Origin of the sequence: Shewanella colwelliana (genome assembly GCF_001735525.1) — a bacterium.
GTDB lineage: Bacteria > Pseudomonadota > Gammaproteobacteria > Enterobacterales > Shewanellaceae > Shewanella > Shewanella colwelliana.
In genome coordinates this window covers 110,003-132,225 of sequence record NZ_MCBT01000048.1, presented here as the reverse complement: position 1 = coordinate 132,225, position 22,223 = coordinate 110,003, and the positions used below count along the sequence as shown (strand labels likewise).

24 protein-coding genes are annotated in these 22,223 nt (G+C 46.7%); 13 read left to right on the top strand and 11 right to left on the bottom strand.

Features of this window, described 5'->3' with window-relative positions; translation table 11 throughout:
- Nucleotides 1-58: 58 nt before the first annotated feature.
- On the bottom strand, nucleotides 59-475 hold the full coding sequence (locus BEL05_RS18395) for a CBS domain-containing protein (RefSeq protein ID WP_028762124.1): 417 nt from the start codon (nucleotides 473-475) through the stop codon (nucleotides 59-61).
- A 341-nt stretch (nucleotides 476-816) separates the two neighbouring features.
- Between BEL05_RS18395 and hyaA the strand changes: the two genes are divergently transcribed.
- The 13 genes from hyaA (at nucleotide 817) to BEL05_RS18335 (ending at nucleotide 13,542) form a co-directional block, all read left to right on the top strand.
- Nucleotides 817-1,953 (top strand): nickel-dependent hydrogenase small subunit, encoded by a 1,137-nt coding sequence (gene hyaA, locus BEL05_RS18390; protein WP_069672046.1) that lies wholly within the window; start codon nucleotides 817-819, stop codon nucleotides 1,951-1,953.
- Nucleotides 1,954-1,957: 4 nt separating this feature from the next.
- Nucleotides 1,958-3,664: a nickel-dependent hydrogenase large subunit gene (hyaB, locus tag BEL05_RS18385; RefSeq protein ID WP_028762126.1), complete on the top strand. Its 1,707-nt coding sequence runs from the start codon at nucleotides 1,958-1,960 to the stop codon at nucleotides 3,662-3,664.
- A gap of 10 nt (nucleotides 3,665-3,674) precedes the next feature.
- Nucleotides 3,675-4,346 carry a Ni/Fe-hydrogenase, b-type cytochrome subunit gene (gene cybH / locus BEL05_RS18380; protein ID WP_037427712.1) on the top strand — a complete coding sequence of 224 codons (672 nt, stop codon included), beginning with the start codon at nucleotides 3,675-3,677 and terminating at the stop codon, nucleotides 4,344-4,346.
- 10 nt (nucleotides 4,347-4,356) lie between these two features.
- Complete coding sequence (locus tag BEL05_RS18375) at nucleotides 4,357-4,920, top strand: HyaD/HybD family hydrogenase maturation endopeptidase (protein WP_028762128.1); 564 nt, start codon at nucleotides 4,357-4,359, stop codon at nucleotides 4,918-4,920.
- Nucleotides 4,901-6,658 (top strand): Kae1-like domain-containing protein, encoded by a 1,758-nt coding sequence (locus BEL05_RS18370; protein ID WP_028762129.1) that lies wholly within the window; start codon nucleotides 4,901-4,903, stop codon nucleotides 6,656-6,658. The genes BEL05_RS18375 and BEL05_RS18370 overlap by 20 nt, the downstream gene beginning before the upstream one ends.
- Before the next feature lie 2 nt (nucleotides 6,659-6,660).
- On the top strand, nucleotides 6,661-9,027 hold the full coding sequence (gene hypF, locus BEL05_RS18365; protein ID WP_083250393.1) for a carbamoyltransferase HypF: 2,367 nt from the start codon (nucleotides 6,661-6,663) through the stop codon (nucleotides 9,025-9,027).
- Nucleotides 9,028-9,165: 138 nt separating this feature from the next.
- Nucleotides 9,166-9,936, top strand: a complete 771-nt coding sequence (gene hypB / locus BEL05_RS18360; RefSeq protein ID WP_028762130.1) for a hydrogenase nickel incorporation protein HypB — start codon at nucleotides 9,166-9,168, stop codon at nucleotides 9,934-9,936.
- Nucleotides 9,936-10,181: a HypC/HybG/HupF family hydrogenase formation chaperone gene (locus BEL05_RS18355; RefSeq protein WP_028762131.1), complete on the top strand. Its 246-nt coding sequence runs from the start codon at nucleotides 9,936-9,938 to the stop codon at nucleotides 10,179-10,181. The genes hypB and BEL05_RS18355 overlap by 1 nt, the downstream gene beginning before the upstream one ends.
- A gap of 2 nt (nucleotides 10,182-10,183) precedes the next feature.
- Nucleotides 10,184-11,299, top strand: a complete 1,116-nt coding sequence (gene hypD / locus BEL05_RS18350; protein ID WP_028762132.1) for a hydrogenase formation protein HypD — start codon at nucleotides 10,184-10,186, stop codon at nucleotides 11,297-11,299.
- A gap of 2 nt (nucleotides 11,300-11,301) precedes the next feature.
- A complete protein-coding gene (gene hypE / locus BEL05_RS18345) occupies nucleotides 11,302-12,327 on the top strand; it encodes a hydrogenase expression/formation protein HypE (protein ID WP_069672045.1) in 1,026 nt (341 codons plus the stop codon).
- Complete coding sequence (gene hypA, locus BEL05_RS18340) at nucleotides 12,327-12,674, top strand: hydrogenase/urease nickel incorporation protein HypA (RefSeq protein ID WP_028762134.1); 348 nt, start codon at nucleotides 12,327-12,329, stop codon at nucleotides 12,672-12,674. The genes hypE and hypA overlap by 1 nt, the downstream gene beginning before the upstream one ends.
- Before the next feature lie 30 nt (nucleotides 12,675-12,704).
- Nucleotides 12,705-12,869 carry a hypothetical protein gene (locus tag BEL05_RS21100; RefSeq protein WP_169731086.1) on the top strand — a complete coding sequence of 55 codons (165 nt, stop codon included), beginning with the start codon at nucleotides 12,705-12,707 and terminating at the stop codon, nucleotides 12,867-12,869.
- Nucleotides 12,870-13,290: 421 nt separating this feature from the next.
- The gene (locus tag BEL05_RS18335; RefSeq protein WP_028762135.1) at nucleotides 13,291-13,542 is read left to right on the top strand and encodes a hypothetical protein; all 252 of its coding nucleotides are present in this window, start codon (nucleotides 13,291-13,293) and stop codon (nucleotides 13,540-13,542) included.
- Nucleotides 13,543-13,558: 16 nt separating this feature from the next.
- On the opposite strand, the gene BEL05_RS18330 is transcribed toward BEL05_RS18335, so the two are convergent.
- The 10 genes from BEL05_RS18330 to BEL05_RS18285 form a co-directional block, all read right to left on the bottom strand.
- Nucleotides 13,559-14,815, bottom strand: a complete 1,257-nt coding sequence (locus BEL05_RS18330) for an ABC transporter permease (RefSeq protein WP_037427714.1) — start codon at nucleotides 14,813-14,815, stop codon at nucleotides 13,559-13,561.
- Entirely contained in the window at nucleotides 14,812-16,029 is a 1,218-nt protein-coding gene (locus BEL05_RS18325) for an efflux RND transporter periplasmic adaptor subunit (protein WP_139151920.1), read from the bottom strand. Before BEL05_RS18325 ends, BEL05_RS18330 begins: the two co-directional genes overlap by 4 nt.
- Nucleotides 16,026-17,207 (bottom strand): efflux RND transporter periplasmic adaptor subunit, encoded by a 1,182-nt coding sequence (locus BEL05_RS18320; RefSeq protein WP_069672044.1) that lies wholly within the window; start codon nucleotides 17,205-17,207, stop codon nucleotides 16,026-16,028. Before BEL05_RS18320 ends, BEL05_RS18325 begins: the two co-directional genes overlap by 4 nt.
- Nucleotides 17,197-18,222, bottom strand: coding sequence for an HlyD family secretion protein (locus tag BEL05_RS18315; protein WP_342671963.1), 1,026 nt, complete (start codon nucleotides 18,220-18,222; stop codon nucleotides 17,197-17,199). Before BEL05_RS18315 ends, BEL05_RS18320 begins: the two co-directional genes overlap by 11 nt.
- Nucleotides 18,188-18,874: an ABC transporter ATP-binding protein gene (locus BEL05_RS18310; protein WP_069672042.1), complete on the bottom strand. Its 687-nt coding sequence runs from the start codon at nucleotides 18,872-18,874 to the stop codon at nucleotides 18,188-18,190. The genes BEL05_RS18315 and BEL05_RS18310 overlap by 35 nt, the downstream gene beginning before the upstream one ends.
- 271 nt (nucleotides 18,875-19,145) lie before the next feature.
- Entirely contained in the window at nucleotides 19,146-19,538 is a 393-nt protein-coding gene (locus BEL05_RS18305) for a hypothetical protein (protein WP_069672041.1), read from the bottom strand.
- A gap of 162 nt (nucleotides 19,539-19,700) precedes the next feature.
- On the bottom strand, nucleotides 19,701-20,114 hold the full coding sequence (locus BEL05_RS18300) for a hypothetical protein (RefSeq protein WP_069672040.1): 414 nt from the start codon (nucleotides 20,112-20,114) through the stop codon (nucleotides 19,701-19,703).
- Between the two features lie 48 nt (nucleotides 20,115-20,162).
- A complete protein-coding gene (locus BEL05_RS18295; protein ID WP_069672039.1) occupies nucleotides 20,163-20,627 on the bottom strand; it encodes a GNAT family N-acetyltransferase in 465 nt (154 codons plus the stop codon).
- Nucleotides 20,628-20,695: 68 nt separating this feature from the next.
- Nucleotides 20,696-21,295, bottom strand: a complete 600-nt coding sequence (locus tag BEL05_RS18290) for a GNAT family N-acetyltransferase (RefSeq protein ID WP_028762144.1) — start codon at nucleotides 21,293-21,295, stop codon at nucleotides 20,696-20,698.
- Between the two features lie 91 nt (nucleotides 21,296-21,386).
- Nucleotides 21,387-21,902 (bottom strand): GNAT family N-acetyltransferase, encoded by a 516-nt coding sequence (locus BEL05_RS18285; RefSeq protein ID WP_028762145.1) that lies wholly within the window; start codon nucleotides 21,900-21,902, stop codon nucleotides 21,387-21,389.
- Nucleotides 21,903-22,223 lie beyond the last annotated feature (321 nt).

The window sequence follows — 22,223 nt, the reverse complement described above, 5'->3', positions numbered from 1 at the left end:
CTTAGTGGCCAATATGTCGCCACATTATGCAATTGGCTATGGATCTGTTAAAAATCGTTTATGCAGGCTTCAAATAACACTCTTGCATGGACGTATTAATTGCCCCCAACACCGCATGTCGGTCAATAGTGCCTACCACTTTTCCATTATCAATCACCGGATAGATTTTAGGTTTAGGTTGCAGCATCTGCTCCGCGAGGGTAATTATTGGCAAATCTTTTGTCACTGTCAGTACATCGCTGCGCATGCAGTCACTCACGTTAGCCACCAGATCACAATGATAGGTACTTTTTAACATGACAGCTAAACAATCTTGTTGCGACAAAAAACCCACTAAATGGCCTTGTACATCGACCACTGCCGCACCAATTTTTTTCTGCTTTACTAATTTCTCAACAGCGGCGGCCAGTGTCATATCGGCTTGTAATAACACAGGTTGACGGTCCATATAATCCACAACTTTCATTGATTCCATAGCCTAACTCCTTTGAAGGTATTCATCTTAAGTGTATATAAGGTTGGTCTAAAAAGCCGAAGATTTAGTCGATATTATTTATAAGCAATAAAAACATGTGATTAGGAGCGAGTAACAAAATCCTACCCCGATCACAGACAAATAAATAGTTGCGACAATTTGTCCATAGTTACAATTTAAACATGATCTAGCTCATACGAATTAAGGGTAAAGGTTAGCCAAAATCACAAGAAGTCAAAAGGTTGATATACATCAATAATCAACTGCAAATTGCGGCCTAAACTTGATTACTGAATAGTGCCACTACATTTTCGCATCAAAATGACAACAAAGGGTTAACCATGGACACACATGCCGCCTTATATGAACAGGGAAAAGCGCGTCTTGAAATGTTACGCAGCTTAGAACCTCGTCATGCTCATTCATTGCAAACTAAAATGGAAGAACATGGCGTTACCCGCCGAGACTTTATGAAATGGAGCGCTGCTGTAACCGCAATGCTCGCACTGCCACTCCCCTTTAGCACCTTAGTCGCTGAAGCGGCAGAGCTGGCAGATAGAGTCCCCTTAATCTGGTTACACATGGCCGAGTGTACAGGATGTTCTGAATCACTCGTTCGCGCCGATACCCCTAACCTAGACTCTCTTATCTTCGACCACATCTCGCTTGAATACCATGAAACATTAATGGCCGCCGCGGGTTGGCAAGCTGAAGAGAACCTAGAACACGCTCTGGAGACCTATAAAGGCAATTACCTTTTAGCCGTCGAAGGAGCAATCCCCACGGCCAATAACGGTGCATTCCTAACGGTTGGCTGTAAAGGTCATACTGGACTCGAGATTATTAAGCATGCTGCCGAAGGCGCCGCCGCGATAATTTCTGTCGGGACTTGTGCCTCATTTGGTGGTGTGCAAGCCGCAGCACCAAACCCAACAGGTGCAAAAGGTGTTGACCAAATCGTCAATAAGACGGTCGTTAATTTAGGTGGTTGCCCACCAAGTGAGAAAAACATTGTCGGTACCCTGATGTATTTCATCATGTTCGGAAAATTACCCGCACTGGATATGTTTAACCGTCCTAAATGGGCTTACGGTGCGCGCGTTCATGACAATTGCGAACGTCGTGGTCGCTTCGACGCTGGCGAATTTGTCGAAGAGTTTGGTGATACCGGTGCCAAAGAAGGTTTCTGTTTATATAAAGTTGGTTGTAAAGGGCCATACACCTATAACAACTGCCCCACAGAGCGCTTTAACCACCATACCAGCTGGCCCGTATTAGCTGGTCACGGCTGTATGGGCTGCTCAGAACCCAACTTCTGGGATGACATGGCAGATTTCGAAAAACCCCTCGGCAGACAGCTCCTTCATGGGCTCGATGCAACCGCCGACACAGTAGGCGCGGTTATTTTGGGTGCCACAGCTGTAGGTATCGGCGCTCACGCTGTTGCCAGCGTATTTGCCAATTCGAAAGAGGACTAATTCAATGAGCAAACGTGTAGTTATCGACCCTATCACTCGTATCGAAGGCCATTTGCGAGTCGAGGTCGAAGTTGACGAGAACAATGTTGTTCAAAAGGCCTGGTCTTCATCGACCCTCTGGCGTGGTATCGAGGTGATCCTAAAAGGTCGTACCCCCATGGACGTTGGCTTAATTGTTCAACGTATCTGTGGCGTATGTACCTACTCTCATTATCGTTGCGGCACAGAAGCCGTTGAAAATGCATTAGGAGTCAAGATCCCGCTTAACGCCAAATATCTACGTTCGTTAATGCAAACGTCGCTATATATGCATGATCATATTGTGCACTTCTACCATCTTCACGGCCTAGATTGGGTTGATGTGGTCTCGGCGTTGAGTGCCGACCCTGCTGCAGCGGCGCAAGTAGCGCTTAAATATACCGACAAGCCTATTGCTGCGGGTGAAGGTGAGCTTCGCGCTGTACAAGAGCGCGTAAAAGGCTTTGTTGAAACTGGCAAACTTGGCCCATTTGCTAACGCCTATTGGGGCAATGGCACCTATAAGTTTACCCCAGAACAAAACCTGATTGCCCTATCTCACTACCTTAAAGCACTCGAAGTTCAGCGTGTTGCGGCTGAGATGTTGGCCATCTTCGGTGGTAAACAGCCTCATCCACAGTCATTAGTGGTTGGCGGAGTGACTTCAGTACGTGACATGCTTAGCCCTGCTCGTCTACAAGAGTGGAAGCAAAAACACGCCATTGTGACTGACTTTATTCATCGTGCCTATAAAGCCGACATCGTCATGGCTGCTGAAGCATTTGGTGGAGAACCCAGCGTACTGGGCGGTGTTAACGTTAAAAACTTCTTGGCGACTAATGACTTTGTGCTCGCCGATGGTCAGTATATGTTCGACCAAGGTGTGATCATGAATGGCGACTTAGCCAACGTGTCAGACCTTAATCCTGAACTGATTAAAGAGGATGTTAGCCACGCTTGGTACACAGCCGATGGCCCACAACACCCATACGATGGCACTACAGTGCCTAATTATACAGGGTTTGTTGAGCGCGACACGGTTTACGGCAAGCTGCCCACCCTCGACGGTGATGGCAAGTACACTTGGGTGAAATCACCTCGTTATCAAGGTGAGCCTGTCGAAGTAGGTCCACTTTCTAGTCTGCTAGTGAGTTACGCCCGCGGTAACAAGGTCGTGGTCGATGCCGTCAACGGCCTATTAGAAGTCACAGGTTTACCCGTTGCGGCGCTGTTCACCACGTTGGGACGCACCGCAGCTCGTATGTTACAAACTGTGATTGTGGCGGAAGAGGGACTGAAAACTTTCGATGCACTAATCCAAAACATTCAAGTTGATGACAGTACCTATGTGAAGCCAGAGATGGATCCTAATCGTGAGTATGTTGGACATGCCATGATAGAAGCACCACGCGGTATGCTCAGCCATTGGATCCGCATTAAAAATGGCTTAGTCGAGAACTATCAAGCGGTAGTACCGACCACATGGAACGCGGGCCCAGTCGATGCCGAAGGCAAAGTAGGACCTTACGAAGCCTCGCTAGTGGGATTAAAGCTTGAAGATCCAACCAAACCGTTGGAAGTGATCCGTATCATCCACTCATTTGACCCTTGTATGGCCTGTTCTGTACATGTGATGGATTACAAAGGCCAAGAGTTAGGTGAGTTCCGTATCGACCCAAACGGAAATAGTTAAGGAGCAACTCATGGATACACACAATGTACCCTATGAGAGAGCCTTTATATTCAGTGCCGCGATCAGGATTTTTCACTGGTTACGAGCACTTTCAATATTGGTTCTAGTCATAACGGGCTTCTATATTGCTTGGCCATTTTTAGTGGCTCCCAGTAACTCTGATGTACTGGTCCAAGGTTGGGTGCGGTTTGCCCACCTCATCTTTGGCTTTGCGCTCTGCGCCATTACACTGGTTCGTGCTTACCTGTTTTTCTTTGGTAAGAGTGATATTGAAAGACGCTCCTTTAAGGATGTCACCAGTGTCAACAGTTGGATTGTGCAACTAAAATCCTACTTGTGGATGGGACACCTAGATAAAAAAGGGGTTTATGGTCCGCTTCAGTTTGTCACCTACTTAGCAATATCGGTTATTGCGGCGCTAATCTGCATCACTGGTTTAGTGCTTTATGCCAACGTATATCACCTTGGTTTAGGTGGTATGCTAGGTGGATTTGCTGCTTGGGTCACAGGCATCATGGGTGGTTTAGCGCCTGTGCGTATTTGGCACCATTACTTTACTTGGGTGTTTATAATCTTTGTGGTGATACACGTCTATATGGCAGTGTGGACAGGCATTAGATTTAAGCACAATTCAGTAGACTCTATCGTTTCTGGATATGACTATCATCCAAAGAAACATTAATAAGGGCGCCATGAAAATACTGTTACTCGGTATTGGTAATGTCCTGTACGCCGATGAAGGTATCGGCGTACATTTTGTCAATTACCTACAAGAAAATTATACCTTTAGCCATCCATCACATCAGCTCGATGTGATGGATGGTGGTACATTGGCACAGGGTCTCATTCCTATTATCTGCCAATATGACTATCTCATTGTCGTCGACACCGTCAATGCCAATGGGGTATCCCCTGGTGAAGTGTACTTCTTCGATTTCGACAAAGCCCCCAGTGAAATCGACTGGCAAGGCAGTGCCCATGAAGTGGAGATGTTACAAACATTGACCATGATGGAGATGGTCGGTGATAGACCCAAAACCTATGTGTTAGGTTGTACGCCAACCGTTTTAGAGCCCATGACATTAGGGCTCACTAGTCGTGTTGCAGCGGCTGTCCCGCTGATGGAAACCACGATACTAAATCACTTATCCTCTCTTGATTTTGAGATAACACGCGTTAAAAACATTGCTATCGAAGATCTTATTCCCGACTCTTACAAGCGCGGTGTAACTACTAATGAAAATAATCAAATTTGAATTTACCTGTTCACGACAGGTGCCTCTTTACGCGCATTTATGTAACCAATACCTAAATTATGCAGAGCTTAATATCAATATTGGTTACCAACAGGGCTGCTATTTCATCGAAGCCGAAGGTAAACAATCACAACTTGAGATCCTTGCCGATGCGATTGCTCAAGACTTTTTAATCTCGGTATGGCTCACAGACTCCCGCATCGCACTAGTTGATACACCTCAAGGGGAGAAAAAAATACTCGAAGATGGTGCCATTGAGCAGGAATTCTGCCAGCAATGTGCGCCAATCATTGGTGACAATCAATCAGCCGATTTCGGACAATTATCTCTACCCTGCAGCTGTTGCCATGGTGAACAGCGGATCAATACAGACTACCGTGGCTTAACGGTTAACGATATTAGAGCCATGACCGACACACTGCTGACACATGGCCAATTGACGCTTGGTGACGATAACCCGATCCACCTCTCTTTAACCGCACCGGCAACAACTCATCGGCCTCGCCTGTTAGTCTGCAATCCAAATACGCTTAATGCCCAATTCCACCTCAACGATAGGCAAATCCTGGCATTATCGAGTATTGAAAAACCATTGATCACGGTAAGACCAATTCAAGAACACCCCAAATTGGATGCACCACTGTATGATCTTTGCTTTGCCTACAACCGCCTATTACTGATTATTGCCGAACAGCTACGTCAAAAAGGGATTGATTGGCTGTTTATCGATGATGCGACGCAGCAATCGGCATTAGCCTTTATCGATTCAGGGTGGGTTGAGGTCGAAAGTCAGCATCGCTCTGCGGTTAACATCGCCGCAAAAGTCGATGCCTTACACGATAATGTACTCATTAACGACGCCGCCGACGGTTTTTATTACGCTAGCCATAAACCGGGGCGTTATCATGCCGAGTACTACAACACTAATCACACTCATGTAGACGACACTCATTGCATCACCTTAAGTGACGAAGAACGCGCCATTTGTGCGTTAAATAGCGTCTGCCTCGAACATGATTTGAGTAAAAACTGCGCTATCATCTTTCTAAGTGAACACTACGCAGGGCAGATCCTCACACTGGATGCTAAGAAAAACAGCGAGTTATTTTTCGCGCTGCCATCCCTTCCTGACACTGGCTACGAAATATACCACCAGCTAGAACAAAGCCCACAAAGGCAGGTATTAGAGAAATTTAAACAACGCTACCCAGAAGATTACCTGCGCTTACTCGATCTAAAACTGCCTCAACCTACCACTAACCTGCAAAGCCTATGGGCCATTGCGGCGGTGTTATTGGGGTTAAAAAGTCGAACAATGGCGGTTAATGATTTAGCCGATGCACTCATCGCGTGTGCTCTGGGCCACCGAGGCGCTAATTCACCACGTATTGACTACCCACTTACCCGCGGCGAAGCACATCGCAGCTTAAACTGGTGTAAAACCTTAGGCACCTTGATGAGTTTTAGATTGGCTGATGACCGGGATAGTCATAAGCTCGCATTTGGTATGCACGACTCACTAGCAGACTATTTTGCCAACTGGATTGAGCACTTAGATCTCAATATCAGTGTTAAGCAGGTCGCTCTTGCCGGCAGCGAATGGCAAAACCCACTACTATGCCAGCGCGTGGCATTGCGGGTTGGCAAAAACTTCCCAATTAGATTTAATCAGCAGTTAGATATTGATGGCAACAATTACGCCATTGGTGCGCTAACGCTAAAAAAACGTAGGAAGTAACAATGGTCCGATCCGCAGCAACGACGCAACCCTCAAGGTCCCAAGCCAAGCCACTAACGGACCCGTGTCGAATAAAGCTAGTGATCACAGGTATTGTTCAGGGCGTTGGCTTTCGCCCTTTTGTCTACCGTTTAGCCACCGAGCTTAACCTTAGTGGCTTTACCTTCAATAACAGTCAAGGTGTCACTATTGAGCTGCAGGGCAATAGCACTAACATAACCCAATTTGTTGACACATTGACGCATACGCCACCGCCGCTTGCACGCATTGATACCTTTGAGCAAGTTGAGGTTGACTCCCTTGCCAACTGCAGTGGTTTTGAGATTATTCATAGTGAATCAGACTGCAGCGCGCAAGTGGCAATTTCGGCAGATAAAAGCAGTTGTCCCGACTGCCTAAGCGAACTTAATGACCCCACCAATCGTCATTACCGCTATCCGTTTACCAATTGCACTAACTGTGGACCACGATACACCCTAATCAATGCCTTACCCTACGACAGACCGAACACCTCTATGGCCCATTTCACTATGTGCCCAGAATGTGAACGCGCCTATCAAGATCCGCTCGACCGACGTTATCACGCGCAACCTGTAAGCTGTCCTCATTGCGGCCCACAGCTTACGCTAACAGACAATCAAGGTGCTGCGATCGCCCATAAAGATGCGGCACTGCAGCAAACCGTTGAGCGGATCAAAGCGGGGGAAATAGTGGCAATAAAGGGCCTAGGAGGTTTTCATCTCGTCTGCGATGCAACCAATCATGCAGCCGTTACGGCACTACGACTGCGTAAACAACGCCCAGCAAAGCCCTTTGCGGTAATGTGCGCCGATATTGAGACGGCAAAGTCGTTAGCACGAGGCAGCGACTTAGCCTGGCAAGTGTTAACAAGCCAAGAGCGCCCCATAGTATTACTCGATAAACATCAAACACCTACTGGAGAAACACAGCTGAGTCCTTCGGTGGCGCCCACGATTGACAGAATCGGTCTGTTCTTACCTTATACACCGCTGCACCATTTGCTGTTGCAAGCACTCAAGCGGCCATTGGTCGCTACAAGCGCCAATCGCAGTGGCGAGCCGATTATTACCGATAGCCAAGATATCTGTGCGCGTCTGCAAGGGGTTGTTGACTGCATCTTAGATCATGATCGCATCATCCTAAATGGTTGTGACGACAGTGTGGTACAGGTTATTGATGACACAGTACAGATTATACGCCTAGCAAGAGGTTATGCCCCGCTCACAATGCATTGTAACAGGCCCGTGCCTCAAAGCACCTTAGCTGTCGGCGCACAGCAAAAAAACAGTATTGCCTTTGGTTTTGGTCACAACTTAGTATTAAGTCCTCACATTGGCGATCTGTTCAGTCTCGAAGCAGAACAATATTTCATTGATACGCTAGCCACCTTTAAACGCCTATATGCATTTAATCCTGAGCAAATCATCCGAGACTGCCACCCAGATTACGCCTCAAGCCAATGGGCAGAGCAATTTAGCCAACTAAATGGTCACTGCCAGCCAACTCAAGTGCAACACCATTACGCCCACATTTTGAGTGTCATGGCAGCCAATCAGCACACAGGCAAGGTATTAGGTTTTAGTTTCGATGGGACAGGTTTAGGCGAAGGACGTGAACTTTGGGGCGGTGAAGCCATGATTGCAGATATTCAAGGCTACCAGCGCATCGCCCATCTAAAACCGATAACCCTTATTGGTGCAGAACAAGCCATTAAAGATCCTCGCCGGATCATGCTCGCCATGCTATTTGAGCAGTACACTTTAGAACAAGTGCTTCAGCTCCCCTTAACCAATATTGCTGCCATGCCGCAGGCCAGTATCATCAACCTGCACAAACTGTGGCAAAAAGGGGTGGCGACCCAGCAAACCAGTTCAGTCGGCAGGCTATTCGATGCCCTTGCCTGCTTACTAGGCGTGATAGAAACCACCCAATTTGAAGGGCAAGCAGGCATGATCATTGAGTCGCTCGCCAATGGTCTCACCGAACAACAAGTGGCCAACGCCGGATTGGTTTTCAATCTACCTTTAATTGATGGCCAGTGGCAAACGGATCAGTTGTGGCAACAAATAATGGATGTGCAGCTATCTAGAGGTGACAACGAAACAACCAAAGCGCTAATAGCCAAAGGGTTCATGGACTGTCTGGCCGACGCGGCAGTGAGTTTGGCCAAACGCCATCCGCAGCTCCCTATCGCACTGTGTGGTGGTGTATACCAAAATCGTTATTTGCTCAGCCTTACACGGCAACGACTAGACGAACACGGCCTAAATTGGCTGGACACCAAAGGGGTTCCGGTGAACGATGGCGGTATTGCATTAGGTCAGCTCTGGTATGGCATACACCAATAAACGCTGAAAAAACAAGACAGATAAACAAAGTTTATTAACAGATTATTAGAATTTTTGCTGAAAACTGACCAGTATCAATGAACTAAATTACTGGCTAAGCCAAAATGATATAACAGCATTGAAAAAATGGAGTTCAACATGTGTAAAGACTGCGGCTGCTCAATCACTCGTCACGACAGTGCTCACCAACACGAGCACAGCCATGACCATCACCATGGGCACCACCATGATGAGTTACACAGTAATCCTCAACTCAATGACATTAAAACGCTATCTGTTATCAACAAAATACTAGATAAAAATGATCACGAAGCGGCCCATAACCGCGCCCACTTTGAAGCGAACAATATCACCGCCTTCAATCTAATGAGTAGTCCTGGCAGCGGTAAAACCACCTTGCTTGAACACCTTAAAGAATACACAAGTCTTAAATATGCCGTGATTGAAGGCGATTTAGAAACCTCTCGTGATGCAGATAGACTCAAAGCCAAAGGTATTGAGGCATACCAGATTCAGACAGGCTCTGCCTGCCACTTGGATGCCTTTATGGTGCATAGCGCCCTGCATCATGTTGACCTTGCGCCATTAGATATCTGTTTTGTAGAAAATGTTGGCAACTTAGTCTGTCCAGCGTCCTACGATGTCGGCACCCACCTTAACGTGGTATTAGTGTCAGTGCCTGAGGGTGATGACAAAGTGGAAAAGTACCCAGTCATGTTTCGCAAAGCCGATCTGGTATTAATTACCAAAGCGGATTTACTGCCCCACTTCGATTTCAGCATCGAAGAAGCACAGGCACAGGTCAAAAAGCTCAACCCTGAAGCAAGCGTATTGACGGTATCAATTAAAGACAGTGACAGTATGTTTGCCGTCGCAAACTGGCTAAATGAGCATAGGAGAGCAAACTAATGTGCCTCTCTATTCCCTCCCAAGTGGTTGAACTACATAACGAAGAACAAGCCGTTACGGTTGAAACCATGGGCGTTAAGCGCAAAGTCAGCAGCCATTTAATGGGTGAACCCTTAGCGATTGGTGATTACGTATTAATCCATATTGGCTTTGTGATGAATAAAATCGATAAAGCCGATGCTGAGCAGAGCCTAGCCCTCTACCAAGAGATAGTCGACAAGATTGGCCACCAGGAGCATAGCTAACCATGATAGAGCTAAAGCAACTGTATCAAGGGTTTAGAGACCCTGAGACCATTCATAAGTTGGCCCAAGCCATACAAACGCTGGCACAGGATCACCCTGAGACCATTCATATCATGGAGGTCTGTGGCGGCCACACCCATACGATTATGAAATATGGCTTGAATCAGCTGCTACCGGCTAACATAGAGTTTGTTCATGGCCCAGGCTGCCCTGTATGTGTGATGCCTAAAGAGCGTATCGACCATGCCGCCATATTAGCCTCCATGCCTGACACCATCTTGGTCACCCTCGGGGATATGATCCGCGTACCTGGTTCCAAAGGTAGCTTGGCGCAGTTTCGTGCCAAAGGTTGCGACATAAGGCCTATCTACGATCCTCTCGATACCTTAACGATTGCTAAAGATAATCCTGATAAAACGGTGATTTTCTTTGCCATCGGCTTTGAAACCTCAACGCCTATGACTGCCGTGCTGATTGAACAAGCTGAACAGCAAAAGATAAATAACCTGTTATTCCATATCAACCATGTACTGGTGCCGCCCGCGATTGATGCCGTAATGGCCGATCCACAAGCCAAAGTAAACGCCTTTATCGGTCCCGCCCACGTCAGTGTGATCAGTGGGGCAAAAATTTACCGCTCGGCTGTAGAGCAGTACGGCACGCCAGTGGTGGTTTCCGGCTTTGAGCCTGTTGACGTAATGGAGTCGATTCTTCGCATTGTTAAACAGAAAGTAGCTGGCGTTGCAGAACTCGATATTCAGTACAGCCGGGCCGTGAGTGAAGAGGGTAATTTAGCCGCACAAAAGAAAATCAACCAATACATGATGGTCCGCCCTCATTTTCGTTGGCGAGGACTCGGTCCGCTGCAACTGTCGGCCTTAATGCTAAAGCCGCAATATGCTCACCGTGATGCCGAAGTACAATTCAAAGATCTGCTACAAGTCGATGATATTGATGATCACAAAGCTTGCCAGTGTGGCGATATTTTACGGGGCATTGCCAAACCCAAAGATTGTAAAGTATTTGGCCGAGGATGTACCCCTGAAACCCCGCTGGGCAGCTGCATGGTGAGCTCAGAAGGCGCCTGCAATGCCTATTACCGCTATAACGGAGTCTAAATATGTCACACGCTTTCGATAATAAACCCGAAAAAGCGGTACAACTCAGTCACGGTGGTGGTGGCAAAGAGATGAACAAGCTGATCAAAGAGATCTTCTTTAAAGCCTTTAACAACCCAATATTGGCAAGCGAAGAGGACGCTGCAGTGCTCCATCTTGAGGGCACCACCGCATTCACTACCGACTCATTCACGGTTGCACCGCTATTTTTTGCGGGGGGAAATATCGGCAAACTAGCAGTGGCGGGAACCGTTAACGATCTCGCTATGATGGGCGCAGAACCGCAATACCTCAGCTGTAGTTTTATCATTGAGGAGGGTTTCCCAATGACCCAACTAAAACAGATAGTCGAGACCATGGCTGATGAACTGCATAAAAGCAGCACTCGTGTCGTATGTGGTGACACCAAAGTGGTGCCTAAAGGGTGTGCCGACGGACTGTTTATCAATACCTCAGGTGTCGGGCGTATTCTGTGCCCCAATATTTCAGTGAAAAACTTGCAAGTGGGCGACGCTATTTTAGTGTCGGGTGATATCGGTCGCCACGGTGCAGCCATATTAATGGCAAGAGAGGGGCTAAACCTTGAGTCTGAGTTAGTCAGTGATTGCGCTAATCTATGGCCTGTCGTCGAGCAGCTTATCGCCTGCAATATAGATATTCACGCCATGCGTGATGCCACCCGTGGTGGATTAGCAGCGGTACTTAATGAATGGGCTAGCGCCTCGAATATCGGCATCACCGTTGAAGAGTCTAAAATCCCGGTGTCCGATGAAGTTAAGGGACTGTGTGAACTCTATGGATTCGAACCCCACGATTTGGCTAACGAAGGCACTTTTATCATGGCCTTACCCCTTGATGTTGCCCAAGGAGCACTTGAAATTATCAAGCGTTATGGCAACTGTGAGCAGGCAGCCATCATCGGCCAGGTAGACGATACTCATGCTGGTAAGGTGGTGCTAAAAACCCCATGGGGCAGTAGTCGTTATCTGGATTTGCCCCACGGTGAACTGCTACCAAGGATCTGCTAATGCATGAATACTCGATAGTCACAGCACTCCTAGAGCAATGCGAGCAGCATGCTGAGGCTAATAATGCCAACAAAATCACTAAAGTCGTGATTAAAGTGGGTGTGCTAAGTGGTGTCGAGCCGGCACTTTTACAAACCGCATTTGACACATTTAAATTAGAAGGACCCGCCCATGAGGCGCAACTTACCATCAAGCATCAACCCCTGGTGATTGAGTGCGCGCAATGTGGCAGCATAAATCAGCTAGAAGAACGCAGCATCGTCTGCCCTAATTGCAACAGCTTCAACACTAAGATCCTAGAGGGAGAAGAGATGTTACTGATGCAATTGGAATTGGAAACCGATTGATCGACCTAATAAACAATAATGGAGAAAACAATGAACAAAGCCATCGCATTACTTGCTAGCCTACTACCTGCAGCCGCTTGGGCTCACCCTGGACATCATGGCATCGGATTATTTCATCACCTCAATGATCTACTGCCAATTGTCGCCGTTGTTATCTTAGTGGCTGGTATTATGATTTGGAAAAAACGTCATTAACCACCCAGTACCTTAGGTACAATTCTGACGTTAAATCATGTGTGCCACACGTTTAGTCCTCAAGTTGAGATAACACTCGACCTGAGGATTGGCGTGACTATCATTCACTCACTTTTTACGCATAATAAGTCAGTGGCATCATCCTCAATTCGACACCTATAAAGCGATCCCCTCACCACCAACTCGCACTAACATGTGTCAATAAAACCGCTATCAGCCTGGATTATGACGGCATAGGCATCTTTGACGCTATCGACGTCAACTAAATAAAAAACCAATAAAATCAATCATCAAAATCGTTAGTTTTATGCATGACTAGCGGCAAAACATTGACAGTTTCTTTCTTGAATTTTAGGGCGTATAGTGCGTCACTACAGGCATATAGCGCCTGTCTAAATTAGTAAACTTAGAGGTGAGAAACATGTTCCGTTTTACTATTTACTCAATCGTTGCCTACGCGTTTTGGTTAACCTTTGTCGATGTTTCCAGCTTTGTTGAAGACACTACAGGCAATACTTGGTTGACGGATTTCAAAAGTCAGTGGTTTGAACAGAGCGCACCGACAACACCATCGACACAAACTGTGCGGGCACAGCTCGTAACGTCGATGGGCCAATCAGACTGCATAGAAAGTGAGAACTGCTACTTAGCCGCCAAGCCGAGTGCCGAATAGCGGAAGCAACCAAATGCTAATCTCGCTGTAGTGCTACAATCGGATCTAATCTAGCCGCCTTTTGTGCGGGGTACAGACCAAAACCGATACCGATTGTCATGCATACCGCGAGCGACAAAATAATAGCAAAACCTGACCAAGCCACCGGCCAGCCAGCAGCGGCAGAGATAACCAATGCAAGCAGCAAACCCACCACAATACCTATCACCCCACCTGTTGCGGAAATAGCAATACTCTCAATCAAAAACTGACGAGCAATATCCTTACGTCTCGCACCAAGTGCGCGAAGTAGCCCAATTTCTGAAGTGCGCTCCATGATCGTCGCCAACATAATATTCATAATGCCAATACCGCCAACCAGCAATGAGATCCCAGCGACACACGCCATAACAATATTGAATATTTTTTGAGTTTTCTGATGTTGCGCCAACAGATCCGCAGGCACGACAATCTCATAATCCTTCTCTCCACCATGACGACGCTCAAACAGGTGTCCCAAACTCTTGGCTGCCAATGACGGATTGATGTTTTCTTTGATGGCTAATTTTATGGCATCAAGTTCATCTTCTAGGGCCTTAAAGTTCATCTTCTTTAGCGCTGTGGCTAAAGGAATAAATACCTGATTACGTTCGCCGCCCAGCTTTACGCCAGCTATCTTAGACTGACCCGTTTCCCCTTCCGACAATACACCAACTACAGTAAACCATTGATGATTGACTTTAACTAAGCCGCCAACGGCTTCTCCTCTTGGGAATAAGCTGCGCGCGGCTTCACCACCGAGCACCGCAACCTGACGATAGTGGCTTTCATCATCAGGCGTTAACGCACGTCCCTTAGCCACATTAAACGCGCTTAAACGAAAATAGCTGGGTGTGACCCCATATACCATAGCATCGCTGCGGCCTTGACGACTAAATAAGCTAAAGGTTTTAACCTGTTTCTGCGCGCTCCAATCTTCCACAAACGGCAATGTACGCTCGGCGCTTTGCACATCTCTCAGGCTCAGCCCCACGCTGTGTTCTCGCACAGATTTGAGTGCATCACCATCGGCCACGCGGGCATTCACCACTAGATTACGCACCCCCATGGACTCGATCATTTTGAGTGCTTCTCGCTCAGCACCCTCGCCAACACTGAGCATCGCTATCACCGCCCCGACACCAAACACCATACCAAGCAGCGTAAGTGATGTTCGCAATTTATGGTGACGCATCTCATCAAATGCTTGCGCGATACCTTGTAAAGTCCGAGTCATCCTTTGTTGCGATCTCATACCCGACTCCTTTTAGGTGGCGTGGTCAAGGCAATCACATCTCCGGCTGAGAGACCATCCGTGATAACGGTCATATCGATACTACGTTGGCCTGTGGTCACAACTTGCTTAGTAAAGCCTTTAGCAGTCTTAAGGTAGACCCAATACGCCCCCTCCTTTTGAAACAGTGCCTGGTTAGGAACTGTAATCACCTGTTCAACAGACAAGGCATGCACTGTCGCTGACAGTTGACGACCCGGCTGCATAATAGCAGCTACGGTTTCATCTAAACTCACAGTAAACTGGAAGTAATTAACAGGGCTATCTTTCTCTTTTGGCTTAGCTAGCGCATCCAACTGCACCACTTTGCCGTTAAAGCTTTTGTTGGGGTATGCATCCAAGGTAATACTGGCCGACTGCCCTAAGGTCAAGCCAGCCGCTTCAGACTCAAGCACAAACAGTTTGGCTTGCATCACTGAGGTATCGGGTAAGGTACCTATGGTAAAGCCGGACCACATCATATCGCCGACAACGGGCGATGCCCCATCCCAGCCAGCTTGGTAAACAAACAAGCCGTCATGGGGCGCAGTGATCTCCATCTGATTTAAGTTATTCTCAAATCGTCGAATTTTTGCTTGGTGGCCCTGTTGTTTAAGGGTGATCAAATCTTGTTCGGCTTGTGCCTGCGCATCGTGCTGAGCCAACCCCCAGTCAAAATAGTCCATCTTAGCACCTAGGTAATCTTGGTTACGCATCTGCTCAATGATCTCGATTTTGGTGTAAACACGTTCATCTTCACTGAAAAACTGTTCCGCCAGTGCTTTCTCTTTACCCGTTATTTCTGTGCCAGCTTGCAATTCTTGACTGACGGTTTTGTCTTTTTCCTGTTGAATCTTGCTATCAAGATCCAACTTGCTAAAGTCAAAACGCTCTCTTTCCAGTCGATAACTTTCTCTGGTGGGGTCCATTCTGGCCACCACATCGCCTGCTTTAACCCAACTAAAATTGTCGAGTATCCAAGCCAAAGACTGTGGACCGCGTAAGCCTGATGGAACTGTAACCGCTGTCGACTGGCTCGCTTCTAACTCGCCAGTGGCCGGTATTTGCACATTAAAATCACGTCGCTCAACCACCATAGTTAGCACCCCATCACTGGGTTGTGGCGAGCAGCCAAACAGCGTCATCACCATGATAAGTAACGCCACAGCTTTAACGCATTTCACAGTCATATTCATGGCAGTAACACCTCATCACCGACGCTTAATCCTTGGCTTATCGACACCCGCTCACTGCCAATATCCGCTAAGGTTATGACCTGTTTGCGGGCACCAAATAGGGATGGGCGAAATACATAGGCTTGTCCTGCGTCGAAATGCACCGCTTCAGTGGCAAGTAACGTCGCAGCTTCACCTTGAGCAATATCGATAGATATTTTGGCCGCCATGCCCGGCCGCATCAGCTCACTGTCGGGTTCATCAATACTGGCTACGGCGTCAAAGACCACCAAAGGAACATCTTGATTCTTGTTGCGAAACACAGCGCCCAATTCGACTATTTTCCCCTTAAAAACGCGCTCAGGGTTGGCATCAAGACGAATATTGATCACTTGACCTAACTGAACACGTTTCGCCTCAACCTCAGGAATAGTCATATTGACCTGCATATGAGACAAATCAGGAATCGATAATACTGAGTCACCCGCAAAAACTGATTGGCCCTCTTTGATTTTATTCCCTTGTGGATCGTTGCCATACACAACCATGCCAGCACGTGGTGCTTTCAGCGTCATCGACGCGATACCTGTTTTCAATGCAGACACTTCAGCCGAAAACTTTTGCTTATCCCCGAGAAGCATGGCTTGACGCTGCTCTGCACCTTGAGACTCAAGCGCAATTTTTTGTTCAATTAACACGACCCGGTCTTTGGCTATCTCTGTATCGCGCTGGTATTTCTCTTTTTCAATGAGGGCAACCGTCTCATCAGATAACTTGAACTTACGCTCCGCTTTTTCAAAGTTCATTTTCGCTTCGGCTAAATCGAGTCGTAGCTCCTCCATACGTTTGGCATTACGCAATTTTGAGGTTTCTATATCTTGCTCCGTGGCGGCCAGACTGGCTTCACTGACAGAGAGTCGCTGACTTAATTCAGAGGTATCAAGTCGTGCTACGACCTCCCCCTTTGCAACAGCTTTACCCTCGGGCGCCAGCTGTTTGACTTGGTATTGCCACACTCTTCTTATGGCGGGTGGCATCATTGAGATAGTGTCGGCTGACACTAACTCACCAGTCACTTCTACCTTTTGAAGTAACACGCCCTGCTCAACAACTGTTACCGCACCTTGACTGCATCCCGCTAAAACCAGTGCACTGCACAATAAGGGCACGAAACGATTTACCACTAACTTAACCTTCATCGTGCGTCGACTCCTGCGCTGTGACTAACACACTCATCCCTGGCACCAACGCAATATTGGTACTGGCAAGATTAAAATCTATGCCCACCTTAAACCATTTACTCCGTCCCCACGCAGGCTGAGTAATAGCTTGCTTGCCAATACTATTAATACTGCCTAAAAAAGTAATATCCGGCTGTGAGTCTAACCGTAATGTTACTGCTTGTTTAAGCTTTACCCTGTCCACGTCAATTTCATTAACCCAGGCAGCCACCTCTAACCGGTCGAGTGCTGGAATGGTGGCTATCTGTCGACCAATTTGAACCGTGTCACCAACGCCATACTTTTTCTCTGACCAAGGATCTCGCTCATAAAGCACAGGGCCTGAAATTTGAGCCTTTAGCTCAAGTTGCTCTAACCCTCGAAGTGCCTGACTCAGCTCCAACTTGGCTTTTTGCTTATCGATAGCCAACTGTTGTCGGCTCGCCAACTGCTTTTCCAACACTTCGGCTAATGCCTGTCGCGCTTTAGTTTGCTCTGATTTAGCTTGCAGCAATTTAAATTGGTTTTCGGCGTACTCTTTTGCGGCAATATATTCAGCGGGCACATCGGCATCAAGCTGCGCTTTTTCAACCTCTAGACGATGCTGCTTGAGATTGAACTGCGCTTGTAATACCGCGGCTTTTAGCTCAATGGCGGTGCTCTGCTCTTGCGCCGTCACCCTGAGTAAGCTGGCTTCTAACTGCTCTATTTGATTAGCGATCTGACTTTTATCGAAGATCACCACGCTTTGGCCCGCCGTCGCTAGTGTCCCCTCAGGCAACAGCCATTGGATCTGGTACCGCCACGCATCACCCGCTTTGGGAACAGTGAAGGTCTGTGACTCGACGGAAGCAATCTTACCTGTTAGTAGCAGCGATGGCTCAGCATAGGCTGGCTCACTATAAGTGAATAGACTCAGACAAGACATCAACAACAGACTCAGCGCAACGGCAAAATGTTTAGGCTGCATCTTGGCCTCGATTTTCAATCTCAATAATCTCACCATCACGCATACGGATGATTCTCTGCGCATAGGCGGCGACCTCCTCTTCGTGGGTCACCAAAATAATGGTCTGGCCCGCTTGATGCAGTTCAGTAAACAGCGCCATGATCTCCACCGAGGTTTTACTGTCCAGCGCACCTGTGGGTTCGTCGGCTAACAATATGGCAGGCCGATTCACTAATGCCCGAGCAATCGCCACCCGCTGTCGTTGGCCACCCGACAACTGGTTAGGACGATGGTCTTGGCGCTCGCCTAAACCGACTCTGGCTAATAATGATTGAGCATAGGCATCGCTGTCTTGCTGATGTTCGCTAAAGCGCAATGGTAACAATACGTTTTGTAGTGCACTCATACGGGGAAGTAGGTGAAAGCTTTGAAATACAAAGCCAATCTCTTTGTTGCGTACAGCCGAGAGTTGATCGTCATCTAAACTGGCCACCTCTTGCTCATTGAGTTGATAGCTACCACTGCTGGGCTTGTCTAAACAACCAATGATATTCATCAATGTTGACTTACCCGACCCTGATGGCCCCATGATGGCAACAAATTCATTGGCCTTAATGTTAAATTCTACGCCACGCAGCGCGAGTACTTGCGATTCACCCATTTGATAGGATTTAGTTAACGCTTTTACGGTGATCATAAGGTTATTCTCGAAACCATTGGCAACTCCTTAGCCCTCATACTTAAGTTCATCCCAAACATTTATAACTTCTGTTTCACAGCCTTAATGACCAAGTCTAATTGACGAGTTTTGTTGGCATTACCCCTTCAGGGATCGTTAACGATTACACGTGAAAAAAGTATCTAAGTAGTAGTGATAAACGATCCTTGTCACAACACGGTCAATAGTTTGCCCTAATGCGATAGCATTATGCAATTGAATTTATATAACTTTGCATTGCAGCCAAAGATCATAGAGATTGGAACACCCCTAGCAGGGTAAAAAAACTTATCGCAGCAAAGAAGAACCATTGAAACAGAGATTTAAACGGCGACTCAATATCAGAAAAGAAACCAATGTAGATCTGCCAAACCGCAAACAGTAGATAGTTTAATGCGATAAACAACACTAGGCCATAGCCTTGCATAATAGAAACCATCTCTAAGCCACACGCATACAAGACTAATGTCGACATCACTAAAAACACTGACACGTAATGAAACACACACTGCATGATTTTCTGCGCAATCGGGTCAAAATTGGCATCGAGCATGGGGGTCAAGAAGGATTTAATACCTATGGTAAAATGCCCAACACAGGTCAAGAGTGCAAATGTCGCTGCGATGACAAAATAGATGTTCATTTTTTCTCCGGCAATACGCAAATGGAAGCCCATGGAGATAGACCAAGTTAAGGGGGAAATCGTTTCATCAAAAACAGCAAAGCGTGCTTTAACGCACGCTTTTATTAACTGATACCACGCAGCATAACGATCTGAACAATCACTTGTTTATACTGATAGGTATTACATGGTAGCCATTACCCAATAATCTAATCGTTTTTGTGGATTAGCCAACAGGCTTTGACATTGAGTTTTATAACGGCCCATTAACCCACCTAAATTTTTATTACTGGGTAAGCTGGCCTGCTGCGCGGCAACTTGCTGCGCCAATATTGCATTCACCTCTGACTCACTTTGATATTTTTTTGCCAATGTCACCGCATCGAGGCCTGACTGCTTAAGGCGATCACCCACCGCCTGCATCTGTGGCGCATTCATGTTAGAGATGGCATCTGAAGCAATTTGATAATAGGCTGCACATGCCAATACTTCCTTGTTAAATTCGATTTCCGCTGGCGAAGGCGTTAATTCAACCGCCTGAGCTATGCTACCAAAAGAGACCAATATCAAAGCTGGCATTAAAAACTTTACGCGCATTGAGACATTCCTTGACCAAGTATGAACTGAGTTGTTATTGCTCCATTTCTACTTTAGAACGCGCTCAACATCAAGTGAATATGTTAAAAACTCCTTATCCAGAACAAAGCCTAGCGACTCGTATAGCGCCTGAGCTTGCTGATTATTCTTGTGAGTTTCTAAGGTAATTGAGGTAATTCTATTGGCGTAAGCATACTCCAGCACACAATTCATCAGTCGACGTCCAAGGCCCACACATCGGGCATGCTGCGTCACATATAAATCGCTCAGAATTAATATCGAACATGCAGAGATTGAACTAAAGGTCGGATAAAGCTGACAAAAACCAAGACCATGCCCTTGGGTATCTAATGCAACAAAAATCACCGAATCGTTATGTTGTATACGGGCGTTAATAAACTGCCTAGCTAAATCTAAGTCAGCTTCTTGCTGGTAAAACTGTCGATACTCATCAAATAATAATGCCACAGCATCCAGCTCTGTTATCGTCGCACTCTTAATTTCACCCGACATCTATCCTCCTTGATATAAATCTCTATTTCACTCTGCCAACACGCTGCAACAACTTAAGTGCCTGATACTTATCTGGCGTATTGCGCGATTCTTGATCTTAACTGCTGCTTAACGTCAGGCCACTCACTATCGATAATTGAATAAACTACGGTATCCCTAACCGTTCCATCTTTAAGCAGGCGGTGATTACGTAATACGCCATCTTGTTTCGCACCGATACGCGTTATCGCTTCACGGGAACGTTGATTATGCCAATGGGTTCTAAACTCTACAGCCATTACATCTAAGGTTTCAAATGCATAACTCAACAGAAGATATTTAGCCTCAGTATTTATTCCCGTTTGCTGCGCGCTTTTAGCATACCAAGTGTGACCAATCTCTAAGCGCCGATTAGGCTGATCCCATGCCATAATACGTGTAGCACCAACAACTTCACCGGTAAATTTGTCTCGCACAATATAAGCCAAAGCTTCGCCGCGTGCTTCAGCTGCAATCGCGGCCTCAACATAGGTTTTCATCTCATCGGGATGCGGAACATTGGTGTACCACAGCCGCCAAAGTTCACCATCACACACCGCCACCGATAACGCTGCTATGTGTTCTCGCATCATTGGCTCTAAAATAACCCGTTCACCAACCAGCGCGTTTGGCACCTTTGCATTACTCATAATACCTCTGCGTCAATTACGTTATAACAATCGTATGTGATCATTTGATGAAAAGGGCAACCTCGAGGACGAAGCATTAACCTAGCAAATTTTAATCAATAATTTCAAGTGCTTTATGATATAGCAATACGTCATCACCTTGATCCCACTGCAACACTTTGTCAAATTTGAAGCCCAATTTCTCCAGTAATTGAATCGATGCCTGATTACCAGGACTGACAATACCAAGCAGCTCGCTAAACCCTAACGCTCTAGCGTGCTCTACAACCCCCGCAGCAGCTTCCAAGGCATAGCCACGGTGCCAATATTGCGGCAACAAGGCATAACCAATATCGATATCAGAGAGTTGTTCTCGTTTCACTAAACCCGCTAAACCGATAGCCTCACCCGTTGACGTAAGAGTGACCGCATACATACCAAATTCATTCTGCTGATAACTGTCGAGAGATCCTTCAATAAGATAAGCTTCAGCTTGCGGCACAGTGGTTATGCCGCGATCGCCAATATTGTTGAGAAATCCTTCGGAGTTCAATATGGCCAACATAAATGGTGCATCGGCCACTGTGAGCCGTCTTACCGTCAGACGCTCTGTTTGAAAAACAAGCAAAGTTAGCTCCTTATCCCTTGATAACCCCTTGGGCTCCACAAAACTATACGGGTAAGCCAATGATGATGAAAGCGCTAATAGCCACCTCTAGTGGCTCACACATGTGAAGCATTGTTAATACAATAGCAATTAAAACAATACAATAGGAATTAAAACGGCACTCTTCGCTAAATCATCACAAAAAAATGCCCACCTAATTAGGCGGGCAATCAAATCACTTAGGGTGAAAACCTATGCATGGGTCAATGCTGGTTCAGCTCTACTTTGACAGGTTTTCAACAGGAGTAAACCCGACCAAAGTCGATAGGTCAACCACCCGAT